This window comes from Modestobacter sp. VKM Ac-2982 (genome assembly GCF_026967935.1).
Classification (GTDB): Bacteria; Actinomycetota; Actinomycetes; order Mycobacteriales; family Geodermatophilaceae; genus Modestobacter.
The window spans coordinates 665,865-683,795 of sequence record NZ_JAPVBL010000002.1; the positions used below are offsets into that span (position 1 = coordinate 665,865).

Below are 17,931 nucleotides of genomic sequence, written 5' to 3' on the forward strand. Positions count from 1 at the left end.
AGCACTAGCCTGGTCCCGTGGCAGCCAAGCGGGCAGAACGACTGGTCAACCTGGTCATCGCCCTGCTCGGGACCAGGCAGTACGTCTCGGCGGCGAAGATCCGCTCGATCGTGCCCGGCTACGAGCCCGACGACGGCACCGATCGCGCCGACGAGGCGTTCAAGCGGATGTTCGAGCGGGACAAGGCCGAGCTGCGGGAGATCGGCGTCCCCCTGGAGACCGGGCGGACCAGCGCCTTCGACACCGAGGACGGCTACCGCATCGCCCGGGCCGACTACGAGCTGCCCGAGATCACCCTGACCGCGGAGGAGGCCGCCGCCGTCGGGCTGGCCCTGCGGCTGTGGCAGTCCGCGCAGCTCGCCGGCGCCGCGCAGAGCGCCCTGGTGAAGCTGCGCGCCGCCGGGGTGGAGGTCGACCAGTCCCGGGGCCTGTCCATCCAGCCGCGACTGGACGCCGGTGAGCCGGCCTTCGAGCCCTGCTACGCGGCGGCGCGCGACCGCCGGGCGCTCGCCTTCGACTACCGCCGTCCCGACGAGCAGACCGCCAGTCGCCGCCGGGTGCAGCCGTGGGGCCTGGTGGCCTGGCACGGCCGCTGGTACCTGGTCGGCCACGACCTGGACCGGCAGGCGGCCCGGGTGTTCCGGCTGTCCCGGGTCACCGGGACGCCGCGGGCCAGCGGACCGGTCGGTGCGTTCGAGCCGCCGGCCGACCTCGACCTCGCCTCGGTGGTGGCCGGCTCGGAGCGGCGGGAGGAGCAGCTCGTCGTCGTCCGGGCCCGGCCGGGCACCGCGATCGGCCTGCGCCGGCACGCCACGTCGCTCGGGCCCGCGGACGACGGGGACGACCGGCTGGAGCTGCGCACCACCGCGCCCTGGGCGCTGGCCGACCAGCTGGCCGCCTACGGCCCGGACGTGCTCGTCGAGGCTCCGCAGCGGATGCGCGAGGCGGTCGTCGAACGGCTCAGCCGGCTCGCCGCCGCGGGGGAGCGGGCATGACGGCCCCCAGCACGGCCGAGCGGATGACCCGGCTGCTCGCGCTGGTGCCCTACCTGACCGCCCGCCCCGACGGGGTCCGGCTGGCCGACGCGGCCGCCGACTTCGGGGTCACCGAGGCCCAGCTGCGCCGCGACCTGGACCTGCTCTGGGTCTGCGGCCTCCCCGGGCACGGCCCGGGCGACCTCATCGACCTGGCCTTCGAGGGCGACCGGGTGCGGATCACCTTCACCGCCGGGATGGTCCGCCCGCTGCGGTTGTCCACCGACGAGGCGGTCGCGCTGATCGTCGCGCTGCGCACCCTGCTGGAGCTGCCCGGGCTGGCCGAGGGGGAGGCGGTGAGCCGGGCACTGGCCAAGGTGTCGGCCGCGGCCGGGCACCCGGCGGAGGTGCGGGCGCCGGTGGCGGTCAGCGTCGACGCCCGTGCGCAGTCCCTCGCCGTCGTCCGCGACGGGCTGGAGCGGCACCGCGCCCTGCACCTGCACTACTACGTGCCCAGCCGGGACGAACGCACCGAGCGCACCGTCGACCCGATGCGCCTGCTGCTGGTCGACGGCCACTGGTACCTGGAGGCGTGGTGCCGGAACGCCGAGGGCGTCCGGCTGTTCCGGCTGGACCGGATCGACGACGTCGCCGTGCTCGACGAGGCGGCCGCGCCGCCGCCCCAGGCGCACGAGCGCGACCTGGCCGACGGGCTCTACCAGCCCGGCGCGGCGGAGCCGCTGGTCCGGTTGCGGCTGGCCCGCACGGCCCGCTGGGTCGCCGACTACTACCCGGTGGAGGAGCAGACCGAGGTGACCGACCCGCCGGGTGGGCTGGCGGTCACGGTGCGCACGTCGGACCTCGGCTGGGCCCGCCGACTGGTGGCCTCGCTGGGCGGGGCGGCCACGGTGGACGAGCCGGTCGAGCTCGCCACCCAGGTCGCCGAGGAGGCCCGCGCCGCGCTGGCCCGGTACACGGACTGACCCGCAGCTCACCGGGGCCCGGGAGAGCTGCGCCGGTTAGGCTCCGCCCCGTGCTGCTGATCGTGTGGATCGTCGTCCCCGTGCTGGCCCTGCTGGTGCTCGGCGTGCTCGGGTACGGGTTGTTCGGTGCCGCCGGGCGGCTCGACGGCGAGCTGCGGGCGCTCGAACGTGACGTCCGCCCCGTGCTGGCCGAGGTCCAGGCCGCCGCGGAGAAGGCCGCCGCCCAGCGCGCGGACCGCTCGGGGACCGACGACTGAACCGGAGGTGGACGGCGTGGGTACAGCCGTCCGCAGGCCTGGACCCACGGAGTTCCGGGCGTAGAGTCAGCCTGGCACGCCCCCCACGACTCGGAGGAGTCCGATGAACCTCGGCCCCATGGAGATCGGCCTCATCATCCTGGCCGTCCTGCTGCTCTTCGGCTACAAGAAGCTGCCCGACGCCTCCCGCTCGATGGGCCGGTCGATGCGCATCTTCAAGAGCGAGATGAAGGGCATGAAGGACGACGACGTGCGCGCCAAGGACGAGGCCCGCACCTCCCCGGTCACCGGCGAGATCGTGGCCCCCGCGGTGAACCCGGGCGCCGTCGACTACGAGGCCGAGGCCGCCGCCGCCGAGACCCGGGCCGCCGAGATGCGGGCGCGCGCGGAGCAGGTGCGTTCGTCGGCAGCCGCCGACGGCACGCGCTGACCCCAACCACCGACCACTGCCGCCCGTGACCCTGGCAGGGCGAGTGCGTGACCGTCGACCGCGGCGTCCCGAACGGGACGCCGCGGCGACGATGAGCCTCATCAGCCACCTCCGCGAGTTCCGCAACCGCGTGGGCATCGCGCTGCTGTTCGTGCTGATCGGCACGGCAGTGGCCTTCTGGTGGTACGAGCAGGGCCTGGGGGAGTTCATCCGGGCGCCGTACTGCGGCCTGGACACCGACCTGCGCGCGCTCGGCACCGGCGGCGACGGCGACTGCGAGCTGCTGATCACCGACGTATTCGGGGGCGCGCTGATCCGGCTGAAGATCGCCTTCCTCGTCGGTGTGGTGATCTCCGCGCCGTTCTGGCTGTACCAGGTGTGGGCGTTCATCACCCCGGGGCTGAAGCGGAACGAGAAGCGGTACGGCCTGTCCTTCGTGGCGGTGTCCAGCAGCCTGTTCGCGCTGGGGGCCGCGCTGGCCTACATCGCGCTGTCCAAGGGCCTGGAGCTGCTGCTCGGCCTGGCCGGCGACGGCGTGGCGATCGCGCTGACCGCGCAGGACTACCTCGGCTTCGTCATCTCGCTGCTGATCGCCTTCGGGGTGAGCTTCGAGCTGCCGCTGGTCGCCGTCGTGCTCAACCTGGTCGGCGTCCTCTCCTACGAGGCGCTGTCGAAGAGCCGGCGCTGGCTGTACTTCCTGACCATCGTCTTCGCCGCGTTCATCACGCCCACCCAGGACCCGTTCACGATGCTGCTGATGGCGGCACCGATGTGCGTGCTTTTCGAGATCGCGATCCAGATCGCCCGGGTCGTCGACAAGCGGCGGGCCAAGCGGGCCGAGGCCGAGGGCCTGGCCGGGCTGGACGACGACGACGCCTCGCCGGGCATCGAGGCGGCCAGCCCGCTGGACACCACCCCGAGCCCGATCGACGAGCCGGAACACCTCCGACGCTGAGCCGGCCGGTCACGGCGTGACGCGGCCTGAGGTCGCCGTCCTGGTCAACGCCGCGGCCGGTCGGGGGCGCGCCGCCCGGGCGACGGCGGCGGTCATCGCTGCGCTCACCGACGGCGGGGTGCGCCCGCGGGTCCTGGCGGCCGCCACCCGGACCGCGGCGGAACAGCAGGTCGCTGCGGCGGTGGCCGACGGGGTCGCCGCGGTCGCCGCCCTCGGTGGCGACGGCGCCGCGCACGCCGCCCTCCAGGCGGTGGCCGGCACCGCCACCCCGCTGGCCCTGCTGCCCGCCGGGAGCGGCAACGACCTGGCCACGGCCCTGGGCGTGCCGGCCGACCCGGTGCAGGCCGCCCACGCGCTCACCGCGGACCTGCACGCCGGCCGCAGCCGGCAGATCGACGCCGCCCGCACCGGCGAGCGGTGGTGGGGCACCGTGCTGTGCTGCGGCTTCGACTCGGCGGTCACCGACCGGGCCAACCGGCTGCGCTGGCCCCGCGGCCCCCGCCGCTACGACCTGGCGATCCTGCTGGAGCTGGCCCAGCTGCGGCCCCGCGCGGTCACGATCACCGTCGACGGCGCCGTCCGCGAACGGGAGGTCACCCTGGTCGCGGTCGGCAACACCCCCTGGTACGGCGGCGGGCTGAAGATCGCGCCCGGCGCCGACCCGGCCGACGGGCTGCTGGAGGTCGTCGTCATCGGGCCGGTCAGCCGTCGGGAGCTGGTGCGCACCCGCCCCCGGCTGGCCGCCGGCAGCCACGTCGGCCACCCCGCCGTGAGCGTGCTCCGCGGCCGCGAGGTCGGCCTCGCCGGTACCGGCCTGACCACCTGGGCCGACGGCGAGCCGATCGGCGCGCTCCCGGCCACGACGGTCTGCGTGCCCGGCGCCGTCACCGTCCTCGGCACCACCCCCTCCTGACCGCCTACCACCAAAATGGCCATTTCGGTGGTGGAGGGGGACGGCCGGTGGCACGTGGGAAGAGCGCCTAACGTGGGGGCATGTCGAGCCCGGCTGAGCGTTACGCGGCTGCCCGCCGGCGGAACGCACACCCCACCCTCTCGGACTTCACCGCCGACCTCGGCTTCTCCCTGGACCCGTTCCAGGTGGAGGCGTGCGAGGCGCTGGAGGAGGGCTCGGGCGTGCTGGTCTGCGCCCCGACCGGCGCCGGCAAGACGGTGGTGGGGGAGTTCGCGGTCCACAAGGCGCTGCAGGAGGGCCGCAAGGCCTTCTACACGACGCCGATCAAGGCGCTCAGCAACCAGAAGTACCGCGACCTCTGCGACCGGTACGGGTCGGCGAAGGTCGGGCTGCTCACCGGGGACAACGCCATCAACGGCGACGCCCCCGTGGTCGTGATGACCACCGAGGTGCTGCGCAACATGCTCTACGTCGACTCCCCGGCGTTGACCGACCTCGGCTACGTCGTGATGGACGAGGTCCACTACCTGGCCGACCGGTTCCGCGGCGCGGTCTGGGAAGAGGTGATCATCCACCTCCCCGAGCACGTCCGGCTGGTCTCGCTGTCGGCCACGGTCAGCAACGCCGAGGAGTTCGCCGACTGGCTGGTCACCGTCCGCGGGGACACCCGGGTCGTGGTCAGCGAGGTGCGGCCGATCCCGCTCTGGCAGCACATGCTGGTCGGCGGGCGGGTGTTCGACCTGTTCGCGCTGCGGCCAGCGGCGCACGCGGCGGAGTGGGAGCAGACCCCGCGCGGTCTGTCCACCCGCGAGCGCGGCCGCGCCGTCGTCGACCCGGAGCTGGTCCGCTACGTGCACGAGCAGGAGAGGCGCTTCGACAGCTGGTCCGGTGGTGGGGGCGGCACCCGGGGCGGGTTCAGCCACAAGCCCCGCTACCGGCCGCCGTCCCGGCCGGAGGTGATCGAGCGACTCGACCGCGCCGGGCTGCTCCCGGCGATCACCTTCGTGTTCAGCCGCAACGGCTGCGACGCCGCGGTGCACCAGTGCCTGGGCTCGGGGATGCGGCTGACCGACGAGACCGAGCGCCGGGCGATCGCCGAGATCATCGACCGGCGCACCGGTTCCCTGCCCGAGGAGGACCTGCACGTCCTGGGCTTCTGGGAGTGGCGGGAGGGCCTGCTCGCCGGGTTCGCCGCCCACCACGCCGGGCTGGTTCCGGCGTTCAAGGAGACCGTCGAGGAGTGCTTCGTCCGCGGCCTGGTCAAGGCGGTGTTCGCCACCGAGACCCTCGCGCTGGGCATCAACATGCCGGCGCGCACCGTCGTCCTCGAGCGGCTGGTGAAGTGGAACGGCGAGGCCCACGCGGACGTGACCCCGGGGGAGTACACCCAGCTGACCGGCCGGGCCGGCCGGCGCGGCATCGACATCGAGGGGCACGCCGTCGTCGTGTGGGCGCCCGGCGTCGACCCGGCGGCCGTCGCCGGGCTGGCCAGCACCCGCACCTACCCGCTGCGGTCCTCCTTCCGGCCCAGCTACAACATGGCCGTGAACCTGGTCGGTGCCTTCGGCCGGGATCGCGCCCGTGAGCTGCTCGCCTCCTCCTTCGCGCAGTTCCAGGCCGACCGGTCGGTGGTCGGCCTGGCCCGTTCGGCCGCCCGGCACGAGGAGGACGCCACCCGGCTGCTCAAGGAGATGAACGCGGGGCTGAGCGCCGCCGTGCTGGACGTCGCCGGGTACGCCCGGCTGCGGATGGAGATCTCCGAGCGGGAGAAGGCGCTGTCCCGTGACACCCAGGCCAAGCGCCGGATGGAGGCCGCCGAGTCGCTGGCCGCGCTGCGGGCCGGGGACGTCATCCGGGTGCCGAGCGGACGACGCCAGGGGCTGGCCGTGGTGCTCGACCCGGGGGTCACCGAGCTCACCGACCCCCGGCCCCTGGTGCTGACCGAGGACAAGTGGGCCGGTCGGCTGGCCTCGGGCGACTTCCCGTCCCCGGTGAGCGCCCTGGCCCGGGTGAAGGTGCCGAAGAACTTCAACCACCGCAGCCCGCACGCCCGTCGGGACCTCGCCTCGACGCTGCGCAACGCCCGCGCCGAGAACGGCCTGGGCGCCCGGCGCACCAAGGGCAGGTCCGCGGCCGACGACGACCCGGTGCTCGCCGACCTCCGGCACGCGCTGCGCGTCCACCCGGTGCACGGGCTGCCCGACCGGGAGGACCGGGTGCGCGCCGCCGACCGCTGGCTGCGTGAGCTGCGCGACGCCGAGCGGCTGCGCAGGCAGATCGCCGACCGCACCAACTCGCTGACCCAGCAGTTCGACCGCACCTGTGACGTCCTCACCGAACTGGGCTACCTGCAGCCGGTGGCGGCGCTGGACGCCGAGGGTGCCGCCCCGGGCTCGGCCGTGGTGACCGAGGCCGGCCGCCGGCTGGGCCGGATCTGGTCGGAGACCGACCTGCTGACCGCGGAGTGCCTGCGCGCCGGGGCGTTCCGCGGGCTCACCCCGGCCGAGCTCGCCGGCTGCGTCTCCGCGCTGGTGTTCGAGGCCCGCCGGGACAGCGCCGCCCAGCCCTCCGTGCCCGCCGGGAAGGTCGCCGGGGCCCTCGCCGAGATGCGCAGGGTGCACACGGCGCTGTCCGACGTGGAGCGGGAGCACGCCGTCCCGGTGACCCGCGACCTGGACCTGGGCTTCGTCTGGGCCGCCTACCGGTGGGCCGACGGCCAGAGCCTCGACCGGGTGCTGGCCGGGGCGGAACAGGCCGGGACCGAGCTCTCCGGCGGCGACTTCGTCCGCTGGGCCCGGCAGCTGATCGACCTGCTCGACCAGCTCGCCAAGGTCGCCGACGACCCGCTGGCCGGGGTGGCGCGCGCCGCCGTCGGCCGGGTGCGCCGCGGGGTGGTGGCGGTCGCCGTCACCGACTGAGCCGCGGCCGGCGGGCCGGTGGGACACAATCGGCCCGCCCCGGGTGCCGGGCCCGATCGAGGAGCGACGATGAGCCAGCCGCCACAGGGCGAGGACCCGCAGTCCCGGTGGGTGCGCCCGACGGGTGCCTCGCCCGGCTCCTGGCCGGCGGCACCCGGAGGCAGCGGCGCGCAGGGCGATGGGGGGCCGCCCTCCACCGCACCGGGAGGGCCCGCGGAGCAGCGGGGCTGGGGCGGGTCTCCCCGGCACAGCCAGCCGGGCCCGTACGGCTCATCCCCGTACGGGCCTCCACCTCAGTACGGTCCACCACCCCGGTACGGCCAGCCGGATCAGTACGGGCAGTCCGGCGGCTGGGGTCCGCCGACCGGCGGGCCCGGTCGGTCGGGCGGCTGGGGCCCGCCGTCGGGGCAGTTCCCCGACCAGCAGGGGTTCCCCGGCGGCTGGGGTCCGCCCGCGCCCCCGGCCCGGACCCCGTCCCGGCGGCCGCGGCGGCTGGGCCTGCTGCTGCTCGCGGTCCTGCTGGTGGCTGCCGCGCTCACGCTGCCGTCCCCGTTCGGCTCCACCCGGCTCGACCCGGCGGCGGTCGAGCGCGCCGTCGCCGGCCAGTTCGAGGACCGGGAGGGGATCGCGCTGGACCTCAGCTGCGCCGAGGAGCTCCCGGTGCGCGCCGGCGCCACCTACTCCTGCGCCGGCCGCACCACCGACGGCGAACCGGTCACCGTCACGATCACGCTCCGCGGTGAGGACGGCGACTACACCTGGGACGCGGGCTGACGGGGCGGTTCAGCCCTGGCCCCACCCCAGCGCCGACCCCAGCCGGCGGACCGAGGACTCAAGCCCGTGCTCCTCGGCCAGCGCCGCGAGCGCCTCGGCGTCGGCCGGCTCGCGGGGCAGTGCGCCGTCCACCGGTGGCAGGTCGATGGCGGTGACGACGGCGACCACCTCGGGGGCGGCGTCGAGGTAGTCCGCGGCCGCGTGCAGCTTCTTCAGCACTGCCGCGGTCAGCGGCGCCTTCGGGACGGCGGTGCGGGCGGCCGCCGCCCGGATGCCGGCCAGGGAGCCGAACTCGTTGATCAGCGCGGCGGCCGTCTTCGCGCCGACGCCGGACACCCCGGGGAGCCCGTCGCTGGGGTCGCCGCGGAGGACCGCGAAGTCGGCGTAGGAGCGGCCCGGGATGCCGTACTTGGCCGCCACCGCCGCCTCGTCGACGAACTCCAGGTCGTTGATGCCGCGGTTGGTGTACAGCACCCGGACGTCGCGGGCGTCGTCGACCAACTGGAAGAGGTCCCGGTCGCCGGTGACCACGTCGACCGGCCCGCGGGCCCGGGTGGCGAGGGTCCCGATCACGTCGTCGGCCTCGTAACCGGGGGCGCCCACCCGGGTCAGCCCTGCGGCGGCGAGCACGTCGGCCAGCACCGGCACCTGCGGCCCGAGCTCGTCGGGCACCTCCTCACCGCCCGCCGGCGCCACCCGGTGCGCCTTGTAGCTGGGCAGGGCCGCGACCCGGAACGCCGGGCGCCAGTCGTCGTCCCAGCAGGCGACCAGCCGTTGCGGCCGGTGGGCGACGACCAGCCGGGCGGTCATGTCCAGGAACCCGCGGACGGCGTTGACCGGCCGGCCGTGCGGCCCGGTCACGCTGGTCGGCACCCCGTAGAAGGCGCGGAAGTACAGGCTCGCCGCGTCCAGCAGCATCGTCGTCACGCCGGGCACGGTAACGGTGCGATGACGACGGTCGGACCTGTCGTGCTCCGTGGATAGTCTGCGCACGTGGTCGCCGTCTCTCCTCCTCCCTCCTCCCCGCTGGTGTCCATCGACCGGGTGCACGCGGCCCGCGCCGTCGCCGACGAGCTGGGCATCGACGTCGTCGTCGTCACGCCCGGCTCCGACCTGCGCTACCTCTGCGGCTACGACGCGCACGCCATGGAGCGGCTGACCGCCCTGGCCGTGCCCCGCCGGGGCGAGCCGCTGCTGGTGGTGCCGCGGCTGGAGGCGCCGATGATCGTCGCCTCCCCGGCCGGTTCGCTGGGGCTGGAGGTGCTGGCCTGGGACGAGACCGACGACTCCTTCGCCCGGCTGGCCGAGGCGGTCACGGCCCGGCTGGGCAAGGCGCCGGCCCGGGTGGCCGTCGGCTCGCGCACCTGGGCCGAGCACGCGCTGGGCATCCAGCGGGCGCTGCCCGGTTCCGCGCTGGAGCTGGCCAGCCCGGTCATCGACCGGCTGCGGATGGTGAAGACGCCGGCCGAGATCGAGGAGCTGGCCATCGCCGGTTCGGCGATCGACCGGGTGCACGCCCGGATGGGGGAGTGGCTGCGGGTCGGGCGGACGGAGGCCGAGGTCGGGGCCGACGTCGCCGCGGCGATCCTGGCCGAGGGCCACGTCGGCGTCGACTTCACCATCATCGGCTCGGGCCCCAACGGCGCCAGCCCGCACCACGAGGTCTCCGACCGCGTGGTCGAGGCCGGCGACGTGGTCGTCGTGGACATCGGCGGGGAGACCGCGACCGGCTACCGCTCCGACTGCACCCGCACCTACCTGGTCGGCGGGTACGCCGCGCGCGGTCTGGTCGAGTGGTTCTCCGTCCTGCAGCGGGCGCAGGCGGCGGCCGTCGCCGCGGTGCGCCCCGGTGTCACCTGCGCCCAGGTCGACGCCGTGGCCCGCGACGTCATCACCAAGGCCGGCTTCGGTGAGCACTTCATCCACCGCACCGGGCACGGCATCGGGCTGGACACCCACGAGGCGCCCTACGTCGTCGCCGGCAACGACCTGCCGCTGGAGCCGGGGATGGCCTTCTCGGTCGAGCCGGGCATCTACCTGCCCGGCCGCTACGGCGCCCGGATCGAGGACATCGTCGTCTGCACCGACGACGGGGTCCGCAACCTCAACAACGGTCCCCGTGAGCTCGTCGAACTCCCCGGCTGAGCCGGGCGGGCCCGCGGCGGCCCAGGACGTCGACCGCGAACTGCTGAGCGCCCTGGCCCGCGACGGGCGGGCCAGCTTCACCGACCTGGCCGAGCGGGTCGGGCTGTCGGTGTCCGCGGTGCACCAGCGGGTCCGCCGGCTGGAACAGCGTGGGCTGATCACCGGCTACGCGGCACAGCTGGACGCCAAGGGGCTCGGGCTGCCGCTGACCGCGTTCGTCTCCATCACCCCGATCGAGGCCGCACAGCCCGACGACGCGCCGACCCGGCTGGCGCACCTGTCGGCCATCGAGGCCTGCCACTCGGTGGCGGGGGTGGAGAGCTACATCCTCAAGGTCCGGGTGGCCTCACCCGATGCGCTCGAGGCGCTGTTGCACGAGATCCGGTCGGCGGCCAACGTGACCACCCGGACCACCGTCGTCCTCTCCACCTTCTACGAGGACCGCCCGCCGGTCTGACCGGGCGGCGGGCACGGGACCGGACCGGACGACGTCGGCCGGCGCTACGTTGGCCCATGGACCTCGACCCGATCAGCAGCAACCCCGACAGCTACCGCGTGGTCTTCGAGAACGCCCGCGTCCGGGTGCTCGAGTACGAGGACGCGCCGGGCCACCGCACCACCCCGCACCGGCACCCGGACAGCGTGATGATCACGCTCAGCTCGTTCCGGCGGCGGCTGTCCACCGGCGGTCGGGAGGTCGACGTGGAGCTCCCCGCCGGAGCCGCCCGGTGGCTCCCGGCGCAGGAGCACGCCGGGGAGAACATCGGCGCGACGCCGACGCACACCGTCTTCGTCGAACTCAAGGACGGGGACGCCACCACACCGTCCGGGAGGCTCGGACCGGACTGACCTGAGGTGGCTCGACAGCCGGTCGAACATGTGTTCGGATGGGCGGCATGCGGTGGGACGCCCAGCGGCTGGACTTCGACGAACCGACCACCCTGCCCGGGCTGCCCGACGTCCGTGGCCTGCTGCGCAGCGTGCAGGTGCCGGAGTTCCCGGGCCTGACGTTCCACGAGGTGCGGGCCAAGAGCGCACTGAACGCGGTACCGAAGGGCTCCGCGATGCCGTTCGGCCACACGATCAACCCCTACCGGGGCTGCTCCCATGCGTGCGTGTACTGCCTGTCGGGCGACACCCAGGTGCTGATGGCGGACGGCTCCCAGCGGGCCATTGCCGACCTGGTGGTGGGGGACCGGATCATCGGGACGGAGAAGAGAGACCGGTATCGCCGGTATCTCGAGACCGAGGTGCTGGCGCACTGGTCGACCGTCAAGCCCGCCCACCGGGTGACGCTCGCGGATGGCACGACGATCATCGCGAGCGGTGACCATCGATTCCTGACCGGGCGTGGTTGGAAGCACGTCACCGGCGCCAGCTGCGGAGCGGGTCAGCGCCCTCACCTGACGACCAACGACGAACTGCTCGGCTTCGGCCGGTCAGCTCCGACGGTCGACGTCTGCGAGGACTACCGACGGGGCTACCTGACCGGCATGGTGCGCGGCGACGCCCACCTCAAGGTGTACCGCTACCAGCGAGCCGGGCGGGTCCATGGCGACCTGCACCGGTTCCGACTGGCGTTGGCCGACCTGGACGGCCTACGGCGATCTCAGGCCTACCTGACGCAGGCGGGGATCTCGACCGATTGGTTCGAGTTCTCCGCTGTCACCCCCGAGCGCCGCGCGATGAGCGCCATCAGGACGTCGTCAGCCGCCTCCGTGTCCCGGATCTTCGAACTCATCGCCTGGCCGGAACAGCCGTCAGATGCCTGGCAGCGGGGTTTCCTGGCCGGCGTCTTCGACGCCGAGGGCAGCCGGAGCCAGCACGTCCTCAGGATCACCAACGCCGATGACGAGATGCTCGAACGGACGAGTGCCGCCTTCACCGCATTGGGCTTCGACAGCGTCCTGGAGGACAGGCGCCTGGCGAACCGGGTACGGACGGTCCGCCTGCGCGGCGGGCTGAAAGAGCACCTGCGCTTCATCCACCTCGTCGACCCGGCGATCCGCCGCAAGTGCCAGGTACAGGGCACAGCCATCAAGAGCACGGCTGATCTACGAGTGACCGAGGTCCGGGACCTCGGTCTGGAGATGCCGATGTACGACATCACCACCGGCACGGGGGACTTCATCGCGAACGGCGTCGTGAGCCACAACTGCTTCGCCCGGGGGACGCACGAGTGGCTGGAGCTGGACAGCGGCGCCGACTTCGACCAGCAGATCGTGGTCAAGACCAACGTCGTCGACGTGCTGCGACGTGAGCTGGCCCGGCCGTCCTGGCAGCGGGAACACGTCGCCCTGGGCACCAACACCGACCCGTACCAGCGGGCCGAGGGCCGCTACCGGCTGATGCCCGGGATCATCGACGCGCTGGCCCGGTCGGGCACCCCGTTCTCGGTGCTGACCAAGGGCACGCTGGCCCGTCGCGACGTCCCCCGACTCGCTGCCGCATCGCGCGACGTCCCGGTGGGGATGGGCGTGTCGATGGCCATCTGGGACGACGACCTGCACGCCGCCCTGGAACCCGGCGCCCCCACGCCCCGGGCGCGGCTGGACCTGGTGCGGGCGATCACCGACGCCGGGCTGCCCTGCGGGGTCTTCCTGGCCCCGGTGCTGCCCGGCCTCACCGACCGGATGGACCACCTGGAGGCAGCGATCGGTGCCATCGCCGCGGCCGGGGCCACCGGGGTGACCGTGTTGCCGCTGCACCTGCGCCCGGGTGCCCGGGAGTGGTTCACCGCCTGGCTGTCCCGGGAGCACCCCGGGCTGGTCGGCCGGTACCGCCAGCTCTACGGCCGCGGCGCCTACGTGCCGGCCGAGTACCGCACGTGGCTCGCCGGCCGGGTGGCCCCGGTGCTCGCGCGGTACGGCCTGGACCGGCAGAGCGGGGGAGTGGCACGGGGCGTCGACACCGGCAGCGGCCTCGGGCTGCCCGGGGACGAGTCGGCGGGCTTCCCCGCCGGCAGCCTCCCCTCCCGTCGGCCGGCGCCGACAGTGGTCGAGGAGACCCCCGAGCAGCTCTCGTTGTGCTGAGCGGGAGCTGGGTGTCGCTCAGCCGGCCAGCCGGGCGCGACGACCGACGGTCCGCAGTGCCCGCACCGCTCCGCGCGGGCCCACCGGCGGCGCCCCGCCGGCCAGCGCCAGCCGACGGTAGGAGTCGTAGGAGAGCGTGAGGTAGTCGGCCGCCAGCTCCTCGACCTGCTCCCGGCGGCTCGGCGGGGCCGTTGCGCGCATGGCGGTGGCGGTACGGACGGCGTGCTTGGCGAACGTCACCTGCAGGGCCTGGGTGGAGAGCTGCCCACCGACGTGCGAGCTCGGGCCAGGCCCACGCCGCAGGGCCGGCAGCACCCAGGGGCTCGCGGCGAGGCCGGGGAACCGGCTGCGGACGGCCTCCCAGGCGTGCCAGGCGGTGAGCGCACCGGGCACGGACCACTCACCGTCCTCTGTGCACACGTGGAGACGGCGGGTCGTCGCGTGCACCTGGTCGCGGCGCAAGGCCCGGAACTGCCCCACCGTCCCCGGCCAGCCCAGGGCGAGCGCACACCAGGCGACCGAGCGCAGGTGCTCCGGCGCCTCGCCGCGCACCCGGGTCAGTTCCCGCAGGTCGAGGGTGACCGGGTCGGGCTCGGGCGTGGTGGCCCGGGGGACTCCGATCCCGCCGTAGCGGGCCACCTTGCTGTACAGGGCGATGGTGGCCGGCTTCCACTCGCGAGCCTCGGCCAGCGGCTCGAGCCCGGTCTCGGCCAGGGCATCGGGCCCCAGCCCCAGCTCCAGAGCCGCTTCGACCAGCCGCCGCCACTGCGGCTCGTACCCGGGCGGCACGGGCAGCCGGGCCCAGGCGCGCACTGGGGGTGGAGCCGGCATGTGCGGCAGCGGCGGCTGCCATGCACCTGACATGGCAGGACACTACCGTTATCCCCAACAATGTCGCAACTTGTCGTTGTCGTCATCTGACATGGACACCAGACGCGCCCTCCGGGCGCGCATCAGCAACCACGCTGATCTGGACTGCAATCCGTCCGGCCCAGCCAGCAGGGTCACCCCGGTCCCGGTGACCATGGGTCGGTGCGCACCGTGGGAGTCGAGGAAGAGCTGCTCGTCGTGGACCCGGCGGGCACGCCCGTGCCACTGGCTCCGGAGGCCCTCGAGGTGGCCGCCCGCCGCGGCGAGGGGGAGACGGTCCAGGAGCACGACCGGGCCGAGCAGTCGGACGCGCCGCCCGACCCCGGCGGCGCCTCGGGTGGTCCGCGGCTGGTGCCCGAGTTGAAGGAGCAGCAGATCGAGCTGGGCACCCGGGTCTGCCACGGGCTCGACGAGGTGGCCGCGGAGCTGCGGCACTGGCGTTCCCGTGCCGATGCGGCCGCTGCGACGGTGGGCGCCCGGGTGGCGGCCCTGGCCAGCTCGCCGGTGGCGGTGGAGCCGGAGACGACGCCGGGGGAGCGGTACGCGGAGATGGTCGAGGTGTTCGGCCTGACCGCCGCGGAGGTCCTCACCTGCGGCTGCCACGTGCACGTCTCCGTGGACGGCGACGAGGAGGGGGTCGCCGTCCTCGACCGGATCCGGGTGTGGCTCCCGGTGCTCACCGCGCTGACCACCAACTCACCGTTCTGGTCCGGGCGGGAGACCGGCTACGCGAGTTTCCGCTCCCAGGTCTGGAACCGCTGGCCCTCGGCCGGCCCGAACGCCGTGTTCGGCACCCCGGCGCGGTACCACCAGCTGATCGCCGACCTGGTCGCCACCGACACGGTGCTCGACGAGGGGATGGTCTACTTCGACGCCCGCCTCTCGGCGACCTGGCCGACGGTGGAGGTCCGGGTGTCCGACGTGGCACTGCGGGTCGAGGACGCCGTCCTGCTGGCCGGGCTGGTGCGCGGTCTGGTGGAGACGGCGGCCCGGGAGTGGCGGGCCGGCGTCGCGGCCCCCGAGGTCCGGACCGAGGTGCTCCGTGTCGCCGGCTGGCGGGCCGGCCGCTCAGGCCTCACCGGGGACCTGGTCGACCCGCGGACCGGCCAGCCCGCCCCGGCGGCCGAGGTGGTGGCCGCCCTGGTCGAGCACGTCCGCACGGCCCTGCGCGACAGCGGGGACGCCGAGCGGGTGGAGGAGGGCGTCGCCGCCGTGCTGCGCCGCGGCACCGGGGCGACCCTGCAGCGTGCGGTCCTCGGCGAGACCGGTGACCCGGCCGCCGTCGTCCGGGCCGCGGTCGCCGCCACCCACGGCGACTGAGACCGCAGCGCCGCTCTCGGATCCGGGTTGGTTAGGGTCCGCTCATGTACACGGCCAGCTGGGGCGACGTCGCCCGCCGGGACCTGTTCGGGCCGAAGCCGGACCCCCGGGACCGCCCGTACCGGTTGGTCATCCGGGTGGTCCTCATCGTCTTCCGGCTGTTCCGCTTCCGCTTCGACCTCCGCGGGCAGGAGCACGTGCCGGCCACCGGTGGGGCGGTCATCTGCAGCAACCACGTCTCCTACTTCGACTTCACCTACCTCGGGCTCGCGGCGCTGCCGCAGCACCGGCTGGTGCGGTTCATGGCGAAGGCGGCCATCTTCGGGCACTGGTTCGCCGGGCCGTTCATGCGCGCCATGCACCACATCCCGGTCGACCGCAAGGCCGGGGCCTCGGCCTTCGACGCCGCCGTCCTCGCGCTGAAGGAGGGCAACGTCGTCGGGATCTTTCCTGAGGCGACGATCAGCACGTCGTTCACCGTCAAGGACGTCAAGGCGGGCGCGGCCCGGATGGCGGTCGAGGCCGGGGTGCCGGTGCTCCCCGCCGCGGTGTGGGGTGGGCACCGCGTCGCCACGAAGGCGCACAAGTTCGTGCTGCGCCGTGACGTGCCGGTGACGGTGATCATCGGTGAGCCGCTGTACCCGGAGCCGGGGGAGAAGCCGCAGGCCCTGCTGCGCCGGATCAAGGCGGCGATGGTGGACCTGCTGGACGAGGCGCAGCGCACCTACCCGGACCAGCCGGCCGGGGACGACGACCGCTGGTGGCAGCCGGTCCACCTGGGGGGCACCGCGCCGACCCCGGAGATCGCCGCCGTCAACGACGCCGACTACGCCGCAGGCAACCGGACGAAGGTCAAGGCCCCGCACCCGCTGGCCCGCGCCAAGCAGCTGCTCGCCCGCGCCCGCCGCTGACCCTCAGCGCACCCGCGTGGCGACGTCGGCGGCGGTGAGCGGGGCGACCATCTCCCGTTCGTACGTGCGGTGCCACCAGGCACCCGTCTCCCGCCGCTCCTCCCGGGTGGTGAACCGGTAGCGGTAGACCAGGACGCGCACGGCGGCCGGGCGATCGGTGCCGAAGGGCGCCGACCGCAGCAGCCGCAACGTGGCCCGGTCGGCGGCCAGCAGCTTGGCCAGGAACGGCAACAGCCAGGCCCGGCCGTAGGCGGGGGAGAGGGCCACGAACCACATCAGCCAGTCCAGCCGCAGGTGGTAGGGCGCCCACTGGGGCGGACGGCGGTGGACGTCGCCGGGCTTGCCGCGGAACTCGTACTCCCGCCACACCGCGTCGGGCCCGGGGTCGTCGGTGGCCTCCACGACCAGCTCCCGGCGCACCTTGGTCACCGAGCCGAAGGCGCCGTAGCTGTTCACCAGCCGGAGCGGGTCGAAGCTGGTGTTCATCCGCTGCGCGGGGGACAGCAGGTTGCGCACCGGCGCCACGCTGAGGGCGGCGACCAGCACCGCAAGCCCGAGCACCACCGCGACGAACCAGGTGGGGGAGGAGAGCTGGTCGGGACGGTCGACCGGCAGGACGGCGGCCAGCCAGCGCCCGTCGACCACCGACAGGGCCAGCACCAGGGTGAGCGCGTTGAGCCAGGCGAAGTTGCCGCTGACCAGCAAGTACCCCTGGGTGACCACGATGACCAGCGCCGCCACCCCGGCGATCGGCTGCGGCGCGAGCAGGCCGAACACGACGACCAGCTGGGTGACGTGGTTGGCCAGCGTCTCCACCCGGTGCAGCCGCGGGCTCAGCCGGTGGAACCACCAGCTCAACGGGTTGGGCATCGGCTGGGTCTCGTGGTGCCAGGACAGGCAGGTGAGGTCGCGCCAGCACTGGTCGCCGCGCATCTTGATCAGCCCGGCCCCGAACTCCAGCCGGAACAGCAGCCAGCGCAGCAGCCACATGCCCAGCGTGGGCGGGGCGACGTGCGCGGGGCCGAGGAAGACGGCGAGGAACCCGGCCTCCAGCAGCAGTGACTCCCAGCCGAAGCCGTACCAGATCTGGCCGACGTTCACGATCGACAGGTAGAGCGCCCAGAGCACCCCCCACAACGCCATCCAGCCCGCCAGGGGCAGGCGGTCGGCCAGCCCACCGAGGGCGGCGAGCGAGAGCACGATGCCGGTCCAGCAGCAGCCGGCGAAGAACCGGTCGGACCAGTGCAGGTGGAACAGGCTCGGCGCCCGTTTCCAGGAGGCCCACTCCAGGTACCGGGGGACCGGGGTCAGGCCGTCGGTGCCCAGCAGCGCCCGCCCCTGGCGCAGCGCGGCGACGAACGCGATCAGGTAGACGAGCGCGAGTCCCCGGGTGAAGACCCAGCGGCCCGCCCAGGCGCCAGGGTCGGCGAACCAGTCCACGCCCATCCT

At 74.3% G+C, this 17,931-nt stretch carries 17 protein-coding genes; 14 read left to right on the top strand and 3 right to left on the bottom strand.

The genetic code is table 11. From position 1 onward, the window contains the following. The first annotated feature begins 17 nt into the window (after nucleotides 1–17). The 8 genes from O2W20_RS10010 to O2W20_RS10045 all read left to right on the top strand — a co-directional run bounded on the left by O2W20_RS10010 (nucleotide 18) and on the right by O2W20_RS10045 (nucleotide 8,204). Nucleotides 18–995 (top strand): helix-turn-helix transcriptional regulator, encoded by a 978-nt coding sequence (locus O2W20_RS10010; protein ID WP_269172777.1) that lies wholly within the window; start codon nucleotides 18–20, stop codon nucleotides 993–995. Continuing rightward, nucleotides 992–1,957 (top strand): helix-turn-helix transcriptional regulator, encoded by a 966-nt coding sequence (locus tag O2W20_RS10015; RefSeq protein ID WP_269172776.1) that lies wholly within the window; start codon nucleotides 992–994, stop codon nucleotides 1,955–1,957. Before O2W20_RS10010 ends, O2W20_RS10015 begins: the two co-directional genes overlap by 4 nt. 50 nt (nucleotides 1,958–2,007) lie before the next feature. Further along, nucleotides 2,008–2,214 carry a hypothetical protein gene (locus O2W20_RS10020; RefSeq protein ID WP_269172775.1) on the top strand — a complete coding sequence of 69 codons (207 nt, stop codon included), beginning with the start codon at nucleotides 2,008–2,010 and terminating at the stop codon, nucleotides 2,212–2,214. 103 nt (nucleotides 2,215–2,317) lie between these two features. Continuing rightward, the gene (gene tatA / locus O2W20_RS10025) at nucleotides 2,318–2,644 is read left to right on the top strand and encodes a Sec-independent protein translocase subunit TatA (RefSeq protein ID WP_269172774.1); all 327 of its coding nucleotides are present in this window, start codon (nucleotides 2,318–2,320) and stop codon (nucleotides 2,642–2,644) included. Nucleotides 2,645–2,735: 91 nt separating this feature from the next. Then, nucleotides 2,736–3,599 (top strand): twin-arginine translocase subunit TatC, encoded by an 864-nt coding sequence (gene tatC / locus O2W20_RS10030; RefSeq protein ID WP_269172773.1) that lies wholly within the window; start codon nucleotides 2,736–2,738, stop codon nucleotides 3,597–3,599. Nucleotides 3,600–3,615: 16 nt separating this feature from the next. Then, the gene (locus O2W20_RS10035; RefSeq protein WP_269172772.1) at nucleotides 3,616–4,512 is read left to right on the top strand and encodes a diacylglycerol kinase family protein; all 897 of its coding nucleotides are present in this window, start codon (nucleotides 3,616–3,618) and stop codon (nucleotides 4,510–4,512) included. 80 nt (nucleotides 4,513–4,592) lie between these two features. After that, the gene (locus O2W20_RS10040; protein ID WP_269172771.1) at nucleotides 4,593–7,430 is read left to right on the top strand and encodes a DEAD/DEAH box helicase; all 2,838 of its coding nucleotides are present in this window, start codon (nucleotides 4,593–4,595) and stop codon (nucleotides 7,428–7,430) included. A gap of 522 nt (nucleotides 7,431–7,952) precedes the next feature. After that, nucleotides 7,953–8,204, top strand: a complete 252-nt coding sequence (locus O2W20_RS10045) for a DUF4333 domain-containing protein (protein WP_269172770.1) — start codon at nucleotides 7,953–7,955, stop codon at nucleotides 8,202–8,204. 9 nt (nucleotides 8,205–8,213) lie between these two features. On the opposite strand, the gene O2W20_RS10050 is transcribed toward O2W20_RS10045, so the two are convergent. Next, nucleotides 8,214–9,122, bottom strand: coding sequence for a 5'-3' exonuclease (locus tag O2W20_RS10050; RefSeq protein ID WP_269172994.1), 909 nt, complete (start codon nucleotides 9,120–9,122; stop codon nucleotides 8,214–8,216). A gap of 75 nt (nucleotides 9,123–9,197) precedes the next feature. Between O2W20_RS10050 and O2W20_RS10055 the strand changes: the two genes are divergently transcribed. The 4 genes from O2W20_RS10055 to O2W20_RS10070 are packed head-to-tail and all read left to right on the top strand — an operon-like array spanning nucleotide 9,198 to nucleotide 13,381. Then, on the top strand, nucleotides 9,198–10,349 hold the full coding sequence (locus O2W20_RS10055) for a M24 family metallopeptidase (protein WP_269172769.1): 1,152 nt from the start codon (nucleotides 9,198–9,200) through the stop codon (nucleotides 10,347–10,349). After that, on the top strand, nucleotides 10,324–10,806 hold the full coding sequence (locus O2W20_RS10060; protein ID WP_269172768.1) for an Lrp/AsnC family transcriptional regulator: 483 nt from the start codon (nucleotides 10,324–10,326) through the stop codon (nucleotides 10,804–10,806). The genes O2W20_RS10055 and O2W20_RS10060 overlap by 26 nt, the downstream gene beginning before the upstream one ends. Nucleotides 10,807–10,862: 56 nt before the next feature. Further along, on the top strand, nucleotides 10,863–11,198 hold the full coding sequence (locus O2W20_RS10065) for a cupin domain-containing protein (RefSeq protein ID WP_269172767.1): 336 nt from the start codon (nucleotides 10,863–10,865) through the stop codon (nucleotides 11,196–11,198). 38 nt (nucleotides 11,199–11,236) lie between these two features. Continuing rightward, nucleotides 11,237–13,381 carry an intein-containing Rv2578c family radical SAM protein gene (locus tag O2W20_RS10070; RefSeq protein ID WP_269172766.1) on the top strand — a complete coding sequence of 715 codons (2,145 nt, stop codon included), beginning with the start codon at nucleotides 11,237–11,239 and terminating at the stop codon, nucleotides 13,379–13,381. 18 nt (nucleotides 13,382–13,399) lie between these two features. Here O2W20_RS10070 and O2W20_RS10075 read toward each other — a convergent pair whose 3' ends face one another. After that, on the bottom strand, nucleotides 13,400–14,245 hold the full coding sequence (locus tag O2W20_RS10075; protein WP_269172765.1) for a hypothetical protein: 846 nt from the start codon (nucleotides 14,243–14,245) through the stop codon (nucleotides 13,400–13,402). 168 nt (nucleotides 14,246–14,413) lie between these two features. Here O2W20_RS10075 and O2W20_RS10080 point away from each other — a divergent pair, with 168 nt between their 5' ends. Both O2W20_RS10080 and O2W20_RS10085 read left to right on the top strand, forming a co-directional pair. Next, nucleotides 14,414–15,571, top strand: coding sequence for a glutamate--cysteine ligase (locus tag O2W20_RS10080; protein WP_269172764.1), 1,158 nt, complete (start codon nucleotides 14,414–14,416; stop codon nucleotides 15,569–15,571). 44 nt (nucleotides 15,572–15,615) lie between these two features. After that, nucleotides 15,616–16,482: a lysophospholipid acyltransferase family protein gene (locus O2W20_RS10085; RefSeq protein WP_269172763.1), complete on the top strand. Its 867-nt coding sequence runs from the start codon at nucleotides 15,616–15,618 to the stop codon at nucleotides 16,480–16,482. Nucleotides 16,483–16,485: 3 nt separating this feature from the next. On the opposite strand, the gene O2W20_RS10090 is transcribed toward O2W20_RS10085, so the two are convergent. Continuing rightward, nucleotides 16,486–17,922 (bottom strand): lipase maturation factor family protein, encoded by a 1,437-nt coding sequence (locus O2W20_RS10090; protein ID WP_269172762.1) that lies wholly within the window; start codon nucleotides 17,920–17,922, stop codon nucleotides 16,486–16,488. Nucleotides 17,923–17,931: the final 9 nt, after the last annotated feature.

Excerpts from the sequence above, each read along its gene's own strand:
- O2W20_RS10015 (WP_269172776.1), top strand. The coding sequence starts at position 992 with ATGACGGCCCCCAGCACGGCCGAGCGGATGACCCGGCTGCTCGCGCTG.
- tatA (WP_269172774.1), top strand. The coding sequence starts at position 2,318 with ATGAACCTCGGCCCCATGGAGATCGGCCTCATCATCCTGGCCGTCCTG.
- tatC (WP_269172773.1), top strand. The coding sequence starts at position 2,736 with ATGAGCCTCATCAGCCACCTCCGCGAGTTCCGCAACCGCGTGGGCATC.
- O2W20_RS10040 (WP_269172771.1), top strand. The coding sequence starts at position 4,593 with ATGTCGAGCCCGGCTGAGCGTTACGCGGCTGCCCGCCGGCGGAACGCA.
- O2W20_RS10050 (WP_269172994.1), bottom strand. The coding sequence starts at position 9,122 with ATGCTGCTGGACGCGGCGAGCCTGTACTTCCGCGCCTTCTACGGGGTG.
- O2W20_RS10065 (WP_269172767.1), top strand. The coding sequence starts at position 10,863 with ATGGACCTCGACCCGATCAGCAGCAACCCCGACAGCTACCGCGTGGTC.
- O2W20_RS10070 (WP_269172766.1), top strand. The coding sequence starts at position 11,237 with ATGGGCGGCATGCGGTGGGACGCCCAGCGGCTGGACTTCGACGAACCG.
- O2W20_RS10075 (WP_269172765.1), bottom strand. The coding sequence starts at position 14,245 with ATGTCAGGTGCATGGCAGCCGCCGCTGCCGCACATGCCGGCTCCACCC.
- O2W20_RS10085 (WP_269172763.1), top strand. The coding sequence starts at position 15,616 with ATGTACACGGCCAGCTGGGGCGACGTCGCCCGCCGGGACCTGTTCGGG.